The organism is Streptomyces sp. NPDC040718 (assembly GCF_055593565.1).
The window spans coordinates 203,782-219,225 of sequence record NZ_JBVIXO010000004.1; the positions used below are offsets into that span (position 1 = coordinate 203,782).

14 protein-coding genes are annotated in these 15,444 nt (G+C 72.9%); 1 reads left to right on the top strand and 13 read right to left on the bottom strand.

Going from position 1 to position 15,444, the window contains the following annotated elements; genetic code table 11:
• Positions 1 to 15: 15 nt before the first annotated feature.
• From ACZ597_RS12450 to ACZ597_RS12485, 8 genes are all read right to left on the bottom strand, one after another.
• Positions 16 to 1,425 carry a lysine N(6)-hydroxylase/L-ornithine N(5)-oxygenase family protein gene (locus ACZ597_RS12450; protein WP_471328285.1) on the bottom strand — a complete coding sequence of 470 codons (1,410 nt, stop codon included), beginning with the start codon at positions 1,423 to 1,425 and terminating at the stop codon, positions 16 to 18.
• The gene (locus ACZ597_RS12455; protein ID WP_471328287.1) at positions 1,422 to 2,819 is read right to left on the bottom strand and encodes a pyridoxal phosphate-dependent decarboxylase family protein; all 1,398 of its coding nucleotides are present in this window, start codon (positions 2,817 to 2,819) and stop codon (positions 1,422 to 1,424) included. The genes ACZ597_RS12450 and ACZ597_RS12455 overlap by 4 nt, the downstream gene beginning before the upstream one ends.
• 379 nt (positions 2,820 to 3,198) lie before the next feature.
• Entirely contained in the window at positions 3,199 to 4,194 is a 996-nt protein-coding gene (gap, locus tag ACZ597_RS12460) for a type I glyceraldehyde-3-phosphate dehydrogenase (protein ID WP_471328289.1), read from the bottom strand.
• A 101-nt stretch (positions 4,195 to 4,295) separates the two neighbouring features.
• A complete protein-coding gene (locus ACZ597_RS12465; protein WP_470965055.1) occupies positions 4,296 to 5,252 on the bottom strand; it encodes a GlxA family transcriptional regulator in 957 nt (318 codons plus the stop codon).
• Positions 5,253 to 5,338: 86 nt separating this feature from the next.
• Entirely contained in the window at positions 5,339 to 7,840 is a 2,502-nt protein-coding gene (pepN, locus tag ACZ597_RS12470; RefSeq protein WP_471328291.1) for an aminopeptidase N, read from the bottom strand.
• An 85-nt stretch (positions 7,841 to 7,925) separates the two neighbouring features.
• The gene (locus ACZ597_RS12475) at positions 7,926 to 8,246 is read right to left on the bottom strand and encodes a chorismate mutase (RefSeq protein WP_125817182.1); all 321 of its coding nucleotides are present in this window, start codon (positions 8,244 to 8,246) and stop codon (positions 7,926 to 7,928) included.
• 77 nt (positions 8,247 to 8,323) lie between these two features.
• Positions 8,324 to 8,977, bottom strand: coding sequence for a sensor histidine kinase (locus tag ACZ597_RS12480; protein ID WP_471328877.1), 654 nt, complete (start codon positions 8,975 to 8,977; stop codon positions 8,324 to 8,326).
• A 91-nt stretch (positions 8,978 to 9,068) separates the two neighbouring features.
• Complete coding sequence (locus tag ACZ597_RS12485; protein WP_471328293.1) at positions 9,069 to 9,887, bottom strand: S1 family peptidase; 819 nt, start codon at positions 9,885 to 9,887, stop codon at positions 9,069 to 9,071.
• A 218-nt stretch (positions 9,888 to 10,105) separates the two neighbouring features.
• Here ACZ597_RS12485 and ACZ597_RS12490 point away from each other — a divergent pair, with 218 nt between their 5' ends.
• Entirely contained in the window at positions 10,106 to 10,792 is a 687-nt protein-coding gene (locus ACZ597_RS12490; RefSeq protein WP_471328295.1) for an HAD family acid phosphatase, read from the top strand.
• Positions 10,793 to 10,849: 57 nt separating this feature from the next.
• Here ACZ597_RS12490 and ACZ597_RS12495 read toward each other — a convergent pair whose 3' ends face one another.
• The 5 genes from ACZ597_RS12495 to ACZ597_RS12515 form a co-directional block, all read right to left on the bottom strand.
• A complete protein-coding gene (locus ACZ597_RS12495) occupies positions 10,850 to 11,128 on the bottom strand; it encodes a hypothetical protein (protein ID WP_471328297.1) in 279 nt (92 codons plus the stop codon).
• Between the two features lie 68 nt (positions 11,129 to 11,196).
• Positions 11,197 to 12,684 (bottom strand): FAD-binding protein, encoded by a 1,488-nt coding sequence (locus tag ACZ597_RS12500; protein ID WP_471328299.1) that lies wholly within the window; start codon positions 12,682 to 12,684, stop codon positions 11,197 to 11,199.
• A 266-nt stretch (positions 12,685 to 12,950) separates the two neighbouring features.
• A complete protein-coding gene (locus ACZ597_RS12505; protein WP_471328301.1) occupies positions 12,951 to 14,045 on the bottom strand; it encodes a 2Fe-2S iron-sulfur cluster-binding protein in 1,095 nt (364 codons plus the stop codon).
• Entirely contained in the window at positions 14,038 to 14,268 is a 231-nt protein-coding gene (locus ACZ597_RS12510) for a ferredoxin (RefSeq protein WP_471328303.1), read from the bottom strand. The genes ACZ597_RS12505 and ACZ597_RS12510 overlap by 8 nt, the downstream gene beginning before the upstream one ends.
• The gene (locus ACZ597_RS12515; protein WP_471328305.1) at positions 14,268 to 15,437 is read right to left on the bottom strand and encodes a Rieske 2Fe-2S domain-containing protein; all 1,170 of its coding nucleotides are present in this window, start codon (positions 15,435 to 15,437) and stop codon (positions 14,268 to 14,270) included. The genes ACZ597_RS12510 and ACZ597_RS12515 overlap by 1 nt, the downstream gene beginning before the upstream one ends.
• Positions 15,438 to 15,444 lie beyond the last annotated feature (7 nt).

The window sequence follows — 15,444 nt, forward strand, 5'->3', positions numbered from 1 at the left end:
CCCGGCCGTGTGCGTTCAGGGGTGTTCGACGAGGGGGCGGAGGTTGACGGCGCGGTGCGGGCGGGCGGCCTCGCGTTGTTCGAGGCCGAAGGTGGTGAAGGCGGTGCGGTGGGGCTGGGGGTAGGGCTCTTTGCCGGTGAGGGTGTTGAGGATGGCGGCGCTGCGCCAGGCGGCGAGGCCGAGGTCGGGGGTGCCGACGCCGTGGGTGTGGCGTTCTCCGTTCTGGACGAAGACGCTGCCGCTGACGGAGGGGTCGAGGATCATGCGGTAGCGGTCGTCGATGCGGGGGCGGCCGGAGGAGTCCTTGCGCATGTAGGGGTCGAGGCCGGCGAAGAGGCTGGTGAGGGGGCGTTCCTTGTAGCCGGTGGCGAGGACGACGGCGTCGGTGGTGAGGCGGGAGCGGGTGCCCTGCTGGGTGTGTTCGAGGTGGAGTTCGACCTTGGTGGTGGCTACGCGGCCGGCGGTGCGGACGGTGACTCCGGGGGTGAGGACGGTGTCGGGCCAGCCGCCGTGGAGGGTGCGCCGGTAGAGCTCTTCGTGGATGGCGGCGATGGTGGCGGTGTCGATGCCCTTGTGGAGTTGCCATTGGGCGGGGACGAGCCGGTCGCGGACGGGTTCGGGGAGGTCGTGGAAGTAGCGGGTGTAGTCGGGGGTGAAGTGTTCGAGCCCGAGCTTGGAGTACTCCATGGGGGCGAAGGAGGGGGTGCGGGCGAGCCAGGTGAGGCGTTCGCGGCCGGCGGGGCGGGTGCGGAGCAGGTCGAGGAAGACCTCGGCTCCTGACTGGCCGGAGCCGATGACGGTGACGTGTTCGGCGCCGAGGATGCGCCGGCGGTTGTCGAGGTAGTCGGCGGAGTGGATGACGGGGACGGTGGGGGCGTCGGCGAGGGGGCGCAGGGGTTCGGGGACGTAGGGGGCGGTGCCGATGCCGAGGACGAGGTTGCGGGTGTAGGTGCGGCCGAGGGCTTCGGCTTCTCCGTCGGTGTCGAGCTGGGTGTAGTCGACTTCGAAGAGGTCGCGTTCGGGGTTCCAGCGGACCGCGTCGACCTGGTGGCCGAAGTGGAGTCCGGGGAGGCGTCCGGCGACCCAGCGGCAGTAGGCGTCGTATTCGGCGCGCTGGATGTGGAACTGCTCGGCGAAGTAGAAGGGGAAGAGCCGTTCCTTGTGCTTGAGGTAGCTGAGGAAGGTCCAGGGGCTGGCCGGGTCGGCGAGGGTGACGAGGTCGGCGAGGAAGGGGACTTGGAGGGTGGCTCCGTCGAGGAGGAGTCCGGGGTGCCAGCGGAAGTCGCGGCGCTGGTCGTAGAAGGCGGTGGCGAGGCGGTCGGCGCCTTGTTGGGGAAGGCCGTGGGCGAGGGCTGCGAGGGAGAGGTTGAAGGGGCCGATGCCGATTCCGACGAGGTCGTGGGGTGCATCGTGATGGGCGGTCATCGGTGGGTGCTGCCTTCCAGGAGGGCGACGAGGGTGTCCAGGTCCCGCGTGGTGGTGTGGGGGTTGAGCAGGGTCGCCTTGAGCCAGAGCCGGCCGTCGGCGGTGGCGCGGCCGAGGACGGCGGTGCCTTCGTGGAGGAGGGTGCGGCGCAGGGCGGCGAGGCGGTCGTCGTCGGTGGGGGTGGGCCGGAAGAGGACCGTGGTGATGGTGGGGTGCGCGTGGAGTTCGAAGCCGGGGTGTGCGTCGAGGAGTTCGGCGAGCCGGTGGGCTGTGGCGCAGGTGTGGTCGATGAGCCGGGCGAGGCCGTCGCGGCCGAGTGAGCGGAGGGTGGCGGCGATCTTGAAGGCGTCGGGGCGGCGGGTGGTGCGCAGGGAGCGGCCGAGGAGGTCGGGGAGGCCGGCTTCGGTGTCGTCGGTGGCGTTGAGGTAGTCGGCCTGGTGGGCGAGGGGCGCCAGGAGGGTGGTGTCGGGGACGGCGAGGAGGCCGGCCGCGACGGGTTGCCAGCCGAGTTTGTGCAGGTCGAGGGTGATGGAGCGGGCTCGGTGGAGGCCGTTCAGCTTGGTGCGGTGGCGGGGGCTGAAGGTGAGGGCTCCGCCGTAGGCGGCGTCTACGTGGAGTTCGGCGCGGTGGCGTTCGCAGACGTCGGCGAGGGCGTCGAGGGGGTCGATGAGGCCCGCGTCGGTGGTGCCGGCGGTGGCGGTGACGAGGGCGGGGCCGGGGGTGGCGGCGAGCGCGGCGTCGAGGGTGCCGGGGTCGAGGGTGCCGGCGGGGGTGGGGAGGGCGGTGGCGGGGGGCAGGCCGAGGAGCCAGGCGGCGCGGGGGACCGAGTGGTGGGCGTTGGCGCCGTGGAGGACGGTGAGGCGGGGGCCGTGGCGTTCGCGGGCGAGGAGCAGGGCCAGCTGGTTGGCTTCGGTGCCGCCGGTGGTGAGGAGGGCGTCGGCGCGGGGGGTGTCGTAGAACTCGGCGGCGAGGGTGCGGGTGAGGAGGGCCTCGATGGCGGAGGCGGCGGGGGCCTGGTCCCAGGAGTCGAGGGAGGGGTTGAGTGCGCTGACTGCGAGGTCGGCGGCGGCCGCGACGGCGAGCGGGGGGCAGTGCAGGTGGGCGGCGCAGAGGGGGTCGGCGGGGTCTGCGGCGCCGGCGGCGAGGGTGTGGACGAGGGTGGCGAGGGCTTCGTGGGCGCCGGTGCCGTGGGCGGGGAACACGTCGCCCAGTGCGGCCCGGACGCGGGCCGTGGTGGCGGCGGGGCCGCCGGCGGGGAGGGGGCCGTTGCGTGCCGTCGCGCCGGTGTGGAGGGCTGTGAGGACGGTGTCGAGGAGGGGGCGCAGCGTTTCTGCCGAGTGGGGGCCGCCGGCGAGCGGGGGCGCGGGGGCCGGCGCGGGCCCTGGCTCGGTCATCGGTCCTCCTGCTGTCACCGGGGTGGGCGGGACACCCGACCGGTACAACGATCAGACCCGAATGGGGTAACCGGTCGGGGCCGGTGGGTTGCCGGGGGCCGGTGCCGGTGGGTTGCCGGGGGCCGGTGCCGGTGGGTTGCCGGGGGCCGGTGCCGGTGGGTTGCCGCTGCGCGGAGCGGTCCCCTACCCGCCCTTCCACCGTTCCCCGGGCGCTGCCCGGACCCGCGCCTCACGCCGGCGGGGCTGGAAGACCCTGGGGCTCCGCACCGGACCCCGCGCCTCAAACGCCGGCGGGGCTGGAGGGGGGCATGGCTGAGCGCCGCAGTTGCCAGGTCAGTACCAACTGCGGCGCTCGGTATGGGGGCCCGTGGGCCGGGGGTCACTTCGCCAGGAGGGTGAGGGTGTCGATCACGCGGTTCGAGAAGCCCCACTCGTTGTCGTACCAGGCGACGACCTTGATGTGGCGGCCCTCCACGCGGGTGAGCTCGGAGTCGAAGATCGACGAGGCGGGGTTGCCCGTGATGTCGGAGGAGACCAGCGGGTCGTCCGAGTACTCGAGCACTCCGGCCAGCGGGCCCGCGGCGGCGGTGCGGTAGGCCTCCAGGACCTGCTCGCGGGTCACGTCGCGGGCGACGGTGGTGTTGAGCTCGACGATGGAGCCCACCGGTACGGGCACGCGGATCGAGTCGCCGGACAGCTTGCCGTCGAGCTGCGGCAGGACGAGGCCGATGGCCTTCGCGGCGCCCGTGGAGGTCGGCACGATGTTGACGCCGGCGGCGCGGGCGCGGCGGGGGTCGCGGTGCGGGCCGTCCTGGAGGTTCTGCTCCTGGGTGTAGGCGTGCACCGTGGTCATGAAGCCGTGCTCGATGCCGGCGAGGTCGTCCAGGACGGCGGCCAGCGGCGCGAGGGCGTTGGTCGTGCAGGAGGCGTTCGAGACGACCGTGTGCAGTTCCGCGTCGTAGGCGTCGGTGTTGACGCCGTAGGCGAGGGTGACGTCGGCGCCGTCGGAGGGGGCGCTGACGAGGACCTTGCGGGCGCCGGCCTTGATGTGGGCGCGGGCGGCCTCGGCGGAGGTGAAGCGGCCGGTGGCTTCGAGGACGAGGTCGACTTCGAGGTCGGCCCACGGCAGCTGGGCGGGCTCGCGTTCGGCGAGGACCTTGATGCGGTGGCCGTCGACGACGAGGACGTCGCCTTCGACGGTGACCGGGCGGCCGAGGCGGCCGGAGGTGGTGTCGTAGGCGAGCAGCCGGGCGAGGGTGGCGGGCTCGGTGAGGTCGTTGATGGCGACGACCTCGAGGTTGCTGTCGCGTTCGAGGAGCGCGCGCAGCACGTTGCGTCCGATGCGGCCGAATCCGTTGATGGCGATGCGAGTCATGTGCCTGTCCCTTCTGTTCGCGCCATCAGGTTCGCGTGTGGCGTGCGGGCGTGACAGGGGCGAGATCGCCATGGTTCGAAAGGATCCCGCCAGGGTTCGGGTCAGTCGCCCTGGGTGAAGGTGCGGCGGTATTCGGTGGGGGTGGTGTCGAGGATGCGCTGGAAGTGGAGGCGCAGGTTGGCGCCGGTGCCGAGGCCGACGTCGGCGGCGATCTGTTCGACTCCGCGTTCGGAGCGTTCGAGGAGTTCGCGGGCGAGGTCGATGCGGGCGCGCATGACCCATTGCATGGGGGTGTATCCGGTGTCCTCGACGAAGCGGCGGGAGAAGGTGCGGGGGGATACGGCGGCGTGCTGGGCGAGGGTTTCGAGGGTGAGGGGTTCGGCGAGGCGGTGCAGGGCCCATTCGCGGGTGGCGGCGAAGCGTTCGCCGAGGGGCTCGGGGACGCTGCGCGGTACGTACTGGGCCTGGCCGCCGCTGCGGTAGGGGGCGGCGACGAGGCGGCGGGCGGCGTGGTTGGAGGCGGCGACGCCGAGGTCGCGGCGCAGGATGTGCAGGCAGAGGTCGATGCCGGAGGCGGCGCCGGCGGAGGTGAGGACGCTGCCTTCGTCGACGAAGAGGACGTTCTCGTCGACGTGGACGTGGGGGTGTTTGGCGGCGAGGGCGCGTGCGTAGTGCCAGTGGGTGGTGGCGCGTTTGCCGTCGAGGAGGCCGGTGGCGGCGAGGGCGAAGGCGCCGGTGGAGATGGCGGCGAGGCGTGCGCCGCGGCGGTGGGCGGCGGTGAGGGCGTCGAGGACGGCCTGGGGCGGGTCGTCGCGGTCGGGGAAGCGGTAGCCGGGGACGAAGACGATGTCGGCCCAGGCGAGTGCGTCGAGTCCGTGGGTGACGTAGTAGGAGAGTCCGTCTCCGCCGGTGACGAGTCCGGGTGCGGCGCCGCACACCCGTACTTCGTACGGCATGCTCGCGCGGGTCGTGAAGACCTGTGCGGGGATGCCGACGTCGAGCGGTTTGGCCCCCTCAAGGACGAGTACGGCGACGCGATGCAGGTGGGAGGGCGGCACGGGACAAAGGGTACGCGGGTGGGCGGGGTCCGTCGGGCGGCCGGGGCCGTGGGCGCGGCCGCCCGACGGGTGGGGTGCGTACGGGGTCAGGCGCCGCGGACGCGCAGGGCGCGGGCGAGGTCGTCGAGCTGGTCGACGAGGATGCGGCGCAGCATCGGGATGATCTCGGGGTCTTGGAGGCAGGTGTGGCCGGCCTGGAGGTTGTCCTGGTCGACGGCCGTGGTGGGGAAGGCCCAGCGGCCGGCGGCTTCGCCGATGGCGGGTCCGCGGCGGGCGGCGAGGGCGACGGCGTCGGGGTAGTAGCGGGGGACGTAGTCGCGTACGAGGTCGTTCTGTTCGGGCTGCCAGAAGCCGTGGGCGGTGGCGGTGAAGAGGTAGTTGGAGAGGGTGTCGTCGTGGAAGAGGCGCTGCCAGGCGGCGGCCTTGGCCTCGGGGGTGGGGAGGGAGGCGTGGCAGCGGGCGGCGCCCTGCCGGCCGGTGGCGCTGGGGTCGTCGGCGAGGGCGGCGTCGATGGCGGCCGCGTCGACGGCGCCGAGTACGCAGAGGCGGGCGAGGATGCGCCAGCGGAGTTCGGGGTCGAGTTCGGGGCCGCCGGTGACGGTGCCGTCGGCGAGCCAGGCGGCGATGGTGTCGGGCTGGGTGGCGCTGTCGATGAGGGCGCGTACGGCGGCGAGGCGCAGGCCGGGGTCGGTGCCGTCCTCGGTGCGGCGCAGGAGGGCGCGGGCGATGGTGGTGAGGGTGGCGAGGGCGGCGGTGCGCTGGTCGGGGGCGGTGTAGGAGTCGGCGACGTGGTGGCGGGCGAAGGCGAGGACGCCTTGGACGACGGCGAGGTCGGCTTCGTCGGGGAGGTGGGCCTCGGCGGTGGCGAGGTAGGCGGCGGGGTCGAGTTCGCCGTCGCGGACCATGTCGCGCAGGGAGTTCCAGACGACGGTTCGGGTGAGGGGGTCGGGGATGCGGGAGAGGCCGCGCAGGGCGGTTTCGAGGGAGGTGTCGTCGAGGCGGACCTTGGCGTAGCTGAGGTCGCCGTCGTTGAGGACGAGGAGGGCGGGGCGGGGGCCGGCGGCGGAGAGGACCTCGTCGGTGGGGACGTCGAGTTCGAGGAGTTCGGTGCGTTCGAAGGTGCCGTCGGCGGCTCGTGCGTAGGTGCCGGCGTTGATGTGGTGGGGGCGGCTGCCGTTGCGGTCGACGGTGAGGGTCCAGCCGCCGGTGCTCTCTTCGATGCGGGGGGTGAGGGTGTCGATGCCGGTGGTGCGCAGCCAGGTGTCGGCCCAGGTGTGGACGTCGCGGTCGGTGTGGGCGGCGAGGGAGTCCACGAAGTCGGCGAGGGAGGCGTTGGCGAACTTGTGGCGGGTGAAGTGGGTGTTGATGCCGGCGAGGAAGTCCTTCTCGCCGAGCCAGGCGACGAGCTGGCGCAGGGCGGATGCGCCCTTGGCGTAGGAGATGCCGTCGAAGTTGAGGAGGGCGGAGGCGGTGTCGGGGACGTCGTCGGGGCCGGGGGCGACGGGGTGGGTGGAGGGGCGCTGGTCGGCGGCGTAGCCCCAGGGCTTGCGTTCCATGCCGAATTCGGTCCAGGTGCCGGTGAAGCGGGTGGCTTCGGTGAGGGTCTGGTAGCCCATGTATTCGGCGAAGGATTCGTTGAGCCAGATGTCGTCGAACCAGGCGAGGGTGACGAGGTCGCCGAACCACATGTGGGCCATTTCGTGGGCGATGACCATGGCGCGGCGCTGGCGTTCGGTGTCGGTGACGGCGGAGCGGAAGACGAATTCGTCGCGGAAGGTGACGAGTCCGGGGTTCTCCATGGCTCCGGCGTTGAATTCGGGGACGAAGGCCTGGTCGTAGGAGTCGAAGGGGTAGGGCTCGGTGAACTTCTCGTGGTAGCGGTCGTAGCAGGCGGTGGTGACGGAGAGGATCTCGTCGGCGTCGGCGTCGAGGTGGGGGGCGAGGGACTTGCGGCAGTGGATGCCGAAGGGGAGTCCCGCGTGGGTGGTGGTGACGCTGTGCCAGGGGCCTGCGGCGACGGCGGCGAGGTAGGTGGAGATGAGGGGGGTGGGGGCTGACTGCCAGAGGCCGGCGCCGTCCGTGTCGCGGTCGCCGGTGCGGGTGGCGATGCCGTTGGTGAGGACGGTCCAGTGTGCGGGGGCGGCGACGGTGAACTCGAAGACGGCCTTCAGGTCGGGCTGGTCGAAGGCGGCGAAGACGCGCTGGACGTCGTCCATGAACATCTGGGAGTAGACGTAGGTCTCCCCGTCCGCGGGGTCGGTGAAGCGGTGCAGTCCCTCGCCGGTGCGGGAGTAGCGCATGAGGGCGTCGATGCGCAGCTCGTGGGGGCCGGGGGTGAGGCCGGTGAGCGGGAGGCGGTTGCCGGTGAGGGTGGCGGGGTCGAGGGGGTTGCCGTCGAGGGTGGCGGTGCGCAGCACTTGTGGCTTGAGTTCGACGAAGGTGTCTCCGGTGGTGCGGGCGGTGAACCGGATGACGGTGGTGGATTCGAAGGTCTCGTCGCCGGTGGTGAGGTCGAGGCCGACGACGTAGTCGTGGACGTCGAGGAGCTGGGCTCGGAGCTGCGCTTCGGTGCGCGTGAGTGCGGACATGCGGCCCATGCTGCCGGATGGCCGCGCCTGCTCCCAGGGGGTGTGGCGGGCGGGGCCGGGCGTGGGTGCCCGGCCCGGGGGCTCGTTACTCCTCGCCGGCGGCGATGGTCTCGTGGTGGCGGATGACTTCGGCGATGATGAAGTTGAGGAGCTTCTCGGCGAAGGCCGGGTCGAGTTTGGCGCTTTCGGCGAGCTGGCGGAGGCGGGCGATCTGGCTGGCTTCGCGGCCCGGGTCGGCCGGGGGCAGCTGGTGCTTGGCCTTGAGGTGGCCGACCTGCTGGGTGCACTTGAAGCGCTCGGCGAGCATGTGGACCACGGCCGCGTCGATGTTGTCGATGCTGTCGCGCAGGCGGGACAGTTCGGCGGTGACGTTCTCGTCGATCTCGTCGATGTCGCTGTTGTTCATGGTTCCCGAGCTTACGTGGCGGGCGTCGTCGGCACCTCTGTCAGTCGGTCCGTGAGACGGGGGCCGGGGTGGTGGGTTCACAGGGGGAGGTGGGCGGTGACGAGCCAGCCGCCTTCGGGGGCGGGGCCGGCGGTGAGGGAGCCGCCGAGGGCTTCGGCGCGTTCGGCCATTCCGGCGAGGCCGTAGCCGCCGCCGCGGGCGTTTTCGGAGAGTTTGGCGGGGTGTCCGCCGTCGTCGGCGATGCGTACTTCGAGTCCGGTGGGGACGGTGCGCAGGCCGATGCGGACGGCGGTGGCGGTGGCGGCGTGTTTGGCGATGTTGGTGAGGGCTTCGAGGACGATGCGGTGGGCGGTGGCGGCGACGTGGGCGTGGAGGCGGGTTTCGAGGCCCTGCTCGATGTAGAGGACGACGGGCGGGCCGGTGGTGGAGAAGCGTTGGGTGAGGTCGCGGATGTCGGCGAGGCCGGCGACGGGGGCGGTGGCGGGGTGGGTGCCGGGGTGGGTGCCGGGGCCGTCGTTCTCGCGGAGGATCTTGACGAGGCGGCGCATGGAGCCGAGGGCTTCGTCGCCGGCGGTTTCGATGCGTCCGAAGATCTGGGCGGCGCGGTCGGCGCCGACGTGGGTGAAGCGGGCGGCGCGGGCTTCGACGACGATGCCGGTGACGTGGTGGGCGACGAGGTCGTGGAGTTCGCGGGCGAGTTCCAGGCGTTCGGCGGTGCGTACGGCGTGCAGTTACCGCAGGGCGGCGGGCGGCACGGTCCTTCCGGCCGGTTCGGGTCCGGCCGGAAGGACGAGAGCGAGGGGTGGGGGGCTGCCGCGGGTGCTACAGGGTGGCCGCGGCGGCCTTGATGTCGGCGGCGAAGGTGGAGACCTCGGAGTACACGCCGGGGTAGCCGGCCCGGGCGCAGCCTTCGCCCCAGCTGACGATGCCGACCTGGATCCAGGCGTTGTTGTTGTCGCGGCGGAACATGGGGCCGCCGGAGTCGCCCTGGCAGGTGTCGACGCCGCCCTGGGCGTAGCCGGCGCAGATCTCCTCGGCGGGGACGAGGTCGTTGCCGTAGGAGTTCTGGCAGGAGGCGTCGGAGACGAAGGGGACCTGGGCCTTGAGGAGGTAGCGCTGCTGGCCGCCGCCTTCGCGGGCGGCGCCCCAGCCGGCGACGGTGAAGGTGCCGTTGTCGTAGGCCTTGGTGTCGGCGATCTTGAGGGTGGGCAGGTTGATCGGCTTGGCGAGCTTGATCAGGGCCCAGTCCTTGCCCTTGCCGTTGTAGCCGGGGGCCTGGAGCACCTTGGTGGACTTGACCTTGATGGCGCTGCTGCTCTGGAGGTCGACGACGCCCGCGGTGGCGGTGATGGAGGTGTTGTTGCCGGAGCCGCTGACGCAGTGGGCGGCGGTGAGGACGATCTGCTGGGTGTAGAGGGCTCCGCCGCAGCCCATGGAGAGGCGGACCATGAAGGGGAACTCGCCCTGTGCGGCGCGGGTTCCGCCGACGACGGGAGCGGGTGAGGCGTTGGCTCCGGCGGGCTGGAGGCTGACGGCGGCGAGGGTGACGGCTCCGACGGCGAGGGCGCGCTTGACGATTCTGCCAAGGGTGGTCACGGTCAACACACTGCCTTTCGTGGGGGGTTGGGCTGTGCGCGTCATCGGGTTAATGACGCGTCCATGACACATCCGCCGCCGCGGCGCCATCAAGAACGCCTTTTCGGACAATTTCCGCCGCCGCCCCGCGCGTGAAAGATCATTCACCCGGCGGTCACAAAATGTTTCCTACCGGCCAGTAGACATGGGTGCGGTTCTGGCCAACCCTGGTCACGTACATGCCAAGTCGCACATGCCACGTCGTGACCGAGGAGCGCCCCCACATGCGCAGCACCCGCCGCACCCGCACGTCCCGTACCGCCGCCGCCACCGTGGCCGTCGCCGCCACCGTGCTGACCCTGCTCCCGGCCGCCGCCGCCGAAGCGGCCCCCACCGCGCCCGCGCCGGTCCCGGCGCCGGTCACCGCCGCCGCCATCACCTCCGCGCCCGGCGGCAACGCGGCGATCCTCGGCATCGACTACGCCACCTGGCAGCGCGACGTGGCCGCCGTCATCGACGCCGCGCGCCCCGCCATCGAGCAGCGCATCGCCGCCTCCCCGGCCGGCGAGAAGCCCGCGATCGTCCTCGACATCGACAACTCGTCGCTGGAGACGGACTTCCACTGGTTCTGGACGTTCCCGACGCCCGCGATCGAAAAGGTCCGCGCGCTGACCCAGTACGCGAACCAGCGCGGGGTGGCGATCTTCTTCGTCACCGCCCGCCCCGGGATCGTGTACTCGATGACCGAGCGGAACCTGAAGCAGGTCGGCTACCCGGTCAGCGGGCTGTACGTACGGGACCTGCCCGCCCTGTTCGAGCAGGTCAGCGCCTACAAGACGGGCAAGCGGGCCGAGATCGAGGCGCGCGGCTACACGATCATCGCCAACATCGGGAACAACGAGAGCGACCTCGTCGGCGGGCACGCCGAGCGCACCGTGAAGCTCCCCGACTACGGCGGCAAGCTGTCCTGACCCGGCACGCCCGAGCGGCCGCCCACCCGGCGGCCGCCCGGCTCCGGGGCTCCCGCCTCAGCCGCCGCAGCCGTAGAGGCGGCTGCCGCAGCTCTCCTCTCGCGTCCAGTCGCGGGCGGTGGAGGCGGAGCCGTCGCCGGGCGCCGCGGGCTCGCCGAGGACGATCACGAGCAGGATGCCGATCAGGAGGGGGAAGCCGAAGAAGATGGCCGCCATCCACCAGCCGATGGCGTCCTGGACCCCCTGGAGGGCCGGATCCCACAGGACCCAGAACTCCGCCGCCCACGCGGCCACGTTCAGCCCCAGGTAAACCCCTACCCAGCGGTCTTCCGTCATGCCCCACCCCCGTCACCGTCGTATCGGGCATGTGTTCCCGTGGCCCGGCAGCGGAACACATGACTCCGTCAGGGGCCGCCGACTGCGGCGCCCCGCTCTCCCTCGATCGCGTTGACCGCCGCCCAGGCGAAGGCCATCGCCGGGCCGATCGTCGCGCCCGGGCCGGGGTAGGTGTCCCCCATCACCGCAGCCGAGCAGTTCCCGGCCGCGTACAGGCCCCGGACCGGGGTGGAGTCCTCGCGCAGCACCCGGCCGTCCCCGTCGGTGACCAGGCCGCCCTTGGTGCCGATGTCCCCCGGGTGCACGGGGACGGCGTAGAAGGGGCCCTTGTCGATCGGCGCCAGGTTGGGGTTGGGCAGCGTCGGGTCGCCGTAGTAGCGGTCGTAGACGCTCGTGCCGCGCCCGAAGTCCTCGTCGACGCCCCGCTCGGCGAAGCCGTTGAACCGGCGGACCGTCGCCGCCAGGGCGGGCGCGGAGATCTGCCGGGCCAGCTCCTCGACGGTGGCGGCCTTCTTCAGGAAGCCGCTCTCCAGCCACCTCTTCGGGAAGGGCCGGCCGGGAAGGAGCCCCGCGAAGATGTAGCGGGCCCTGGAGCGGGCGTCGAGGACCAGCCACGACGGAACCGTGGTCGCCTCCGGCCGGTCGGCGGCGTACATCCGGTCCGTGAAGGCGTGGTACGGCAGGGCCTCGTTGGCGTAGCGCTCCCCCGCCTCGTCGACGATGAGCATCCCCGGAATGCCCCGGTCGGCGACCAGGAAGAACGGCCTCTCCCCCGGCGGGCACACCGACGGCGCGCCCCACACCCGGTCCAGCAGGTCCGTCGCCGCGCCCAGTTCCTCGCCGAGCCGCAGGGCGTCGCCGGTCTGGCCGGGCGAGGCGTGCGTCCAGGCGGTGGAGGTGGGCGCGGGCAGGTGCTTCTCGCGCAGCTCCTGGTCGTGCGAGAAGCCGCCCGAGGCCAGCACCACCCCGCCCCGGGCCCGTACGGCGACCTCGCGCCCCGCCCGCGTGACGCGTACGCCGGCCACCCGGCCCGCGGCGTCCGTGACCAGCCCGGTCAGCGGGGCGGACAGCCACAGCTCCCCGCCGAGCCGGTCCAGCGAGAGCCGCAGCCGGGCGACCAGCGCCTCGCCGAGCGAGACGGGCCTGCGCCCGGTGGCGAGCGCGCCCAGCGCACGCGCCCCCACCTTCAGGGCGGTCCGCCGGCCCGCCCAGGTGCGGGCGGCCATGTTCAGGAAGCGGAAGTCGTACGAGGTCACGTTCAGCCCGTACGTGGGCAGGCCCGCCCGGCGCATGTACCGGGCCTGCTCCCCCAGCCGCCGCAGGTCCACGACGCACGGCTCGACGGAACGCCCCTGGGCCATGCCGCCCTGCGCCTCGGGGAAGTAGTCCGGGTAGCCCGGCGTGTACATGAAGCGGCGGGAGCTGTACGGGCCCGGCCGGGCGGGCCGTCCGGCGTCCGCGCCGCCCGCCGGCCTGGAGCCGGCGGTGTCGGCGCGGGCGATGGACAACATGATGGGCTGGCTGCGGTTCAGCGAGTGGATGTAGCGGGTAGTCATATGGCAGCGCACGAGAAGGGCTCCGGCCCCGACCCCTCGCCAGGGGGCCGGACCCGGAGCCCTTTCGCCGTCGGGACCAGGCCGTGTCTTTTGGATCAGGCCGGATCAGCCCGCGGCGTCTGGCGCCGTGCATCGCAAGGCCGAGGAGGGAGCCGACGCGGTGGGGGCACCTCCCAGCGGTAGCTGGGGGACGTCGTCGACCGACGAGAACGCGGCGAGGCGCGGTGCCAGACGCCGCGGGCCCGGCATGAGCCGAAAGACACGGCCTAGTGGTCGTAGGTGATCCGGACCCGGTCGGTCAGCGGTAGCGCCTGGCAGGCCAGGACGTACCCGTCGGCCAGGTCCTCGCCGTCCAGGACCTCGTTGCGGGCCATCTTCACCTCGCCCTCCACCACCCGGCAGCAGCAGGCGCTGCATGCTCCCTCCCGGCAGGAGTACGGGGCTTCGAGCCCGGCGGCGAGCAGCGCGTCGAGCAGGACCGTCCCCCGGTCCCAGGCAACGGTACGGGTCCGCCCGTCGAGCCCCACCTCGGCGACGGCGGCCCCTCCCCCGGCGGGCGCGGGCGCGGCCGCAGGGGCCGGGGCTGCGAAGACGTCGGCGCCCAGCGAGAAGTAGCGCTCGCGGTGGATCCGGCCGCCGGGTGCCCCCGCCGAGCGCAGGGCGGCTTCGGCGGCGTCCATCAGCGGGCCCGGCCCGCACAGCCACGCCTCGCGCCCGGCGTACGGGGCCAGCAGGCCCCCGAGCCGGTCCGCGGTCGGCAGCCCCTGGAGCTCCTCCAGCCAGTGCACGACGGTGAGCCGCCCGGGGTGCGCCCCGGCCAGTTCCCGCAGCTCGTCCCGGAAGATCACCGACCCGGGACCACGGTTGGCGTACACCAGGGCCACCCGTCCCCCGCCGGCCGCCAGGGCCGACTTGGCCAGGGAGAACACCGGGGTGATCCCGCTCCCGCCGGCCACGAGCAGCAGGTCGGCGTCCAGGCCCCCGGGGCCGGGGGTGAAGGTGCCGGCGGGCGGCAGCAGCTCCAGCTCGTCGCCCGGGCCGACGCGGTCGCAGAGCCAGGCCGAGCCGGGGCCGCCGGGGACCCGCTTGACGGTGATGCGCATCGGCTCGCCGGTGTGCGGGGAGCTGGCCAGGGAGTAGCAGCGGGCCGCTCCGCCGGGTATCCGGACGGTGAGGAACTGCCCGGGGCGGTAGGGAAGTTCCGCGTCCAGGACGAGGGATACGGCGTCCGGGGTCTCCTGGACGCGGGCTGTGACGCGGGCCCGCAGCCTGCCGGGGGCTCCGCCCCGGGGCGCAGCGGTGGGCGGCTCCTCGGGCGCGGGCGGGCGGGGCGGCGTGAGGGCTCCGGGGTCGTCAGGCATCGGCGGGCACCTCCAGCCGGCCTTCGCGGACGGCGGCCCCGATGCTGTCGCGCAGTGCCGGGCAGGAGCGGACGCGGGCGCTGGGCCGGCCGTCGGCGGTCGCGGCGGCGATGCGCGGGCAGACGGCGGCGGCTTCTGCGGTCCACTGCACCTGGGTGTGGGCGGGGCTGAACTTCTCGCACAGCACCTCGTTGCCGCACTCCCCGCACACGACGGGGCGCATCAGCCGGCCTCTGCGCGGCGGGCGGCGAGGTTGGCGGCGACCTCGGCCTTCCAGGCGGCGGTGGCGCGGGTGGTGTCGATCTCGAACTCGAAGCGGCGGACCATCTCGTCCCCGACGTCGGCGGCGTCCACGTAGAACTGCTCGTACCAGCGGCGGAGCTGGTAGACGGGGCCGTCCTCCTCGGTGAGGAGGGGGTTGTCGATGCGTGTCTTGTTCTTCCAGATCTCCACGTCCTGCTCGAAGCCGACGGCGAGGCCTTCGGCGGTGAGGCGGGCGGCCTCGGCGGCCTGTTCGCCGCTCATGCCGGGGAGCCGTTTCACGATCGCCCCGTACATGAGCACGAAGCTGTTCCCGTCGACCGGGTAGTGGCAGTTGATCAGGACGGATTCCATCTCCTGGCCGCCGCCGACGTCGCTCCACAGCCGGTCGATCATGTAGGAGGGGCCGTGGTAGGAGGCGTCGGAGCGCAGGCCGCCGCCGGTGGAGAGGGTGCCGAGGTCGACGTCGCCGCGCGGGGTGGACTCCATGTACTGGGTGGCGACGTGCCCGTCGAAGACGTTCTTGAAGTAGTGCGGGAAGGCGTAGTGCACGTAGGAGAAGTGGGCCATGTCCACGACGTTGTCGACGATCTCGCGGCAGTTGGCGTTCTCGACGAGCAGGGAGTTCCAGCTCCAGTCGCTCCACTCGGCGCCGCCGTAGCCCTCGATGGCGGGGATGGTGACGCCGTCGGGCGGCGGGTTGCCCTCGGGGTCGTGCCAGACGTAGAGCTGGCCGTTGAGTTCCAGGGTGGTCCAGGCGCGGGTGCGGGCGCGGGGCGGGACGCAGCGGCCGTCGCCGGACCAGCGCCAGTCGTGGAAGGGGCAGGCGACGGTGTCGCCCTTGACGGTGCCGTGGGCGAGGTTGCCGCCCATGTGGGGGCAGTAGGCGTTCAGGACGTGCAGTTCGCCGTCCTCCTCGCCCTGGAACACGACCAGTCGGGTGCCGAAGGCGCGCACCTCGTGCGGGGTGCCGTCGCGGAAGGCGGCGGCGAGGCCGAGGCAGTGCCAGCCGCGGGCGAAGCGGCTGGGGACGGCGGCGGCCCGGATGACGCGGGGACCCTCGTCGGAGGCGGAGGCGGAGGCGGAGGCGGAGGCGGGAGTGGGGGTGGGGGTGGGGGTGGTCGAGGTCATGGGCTGG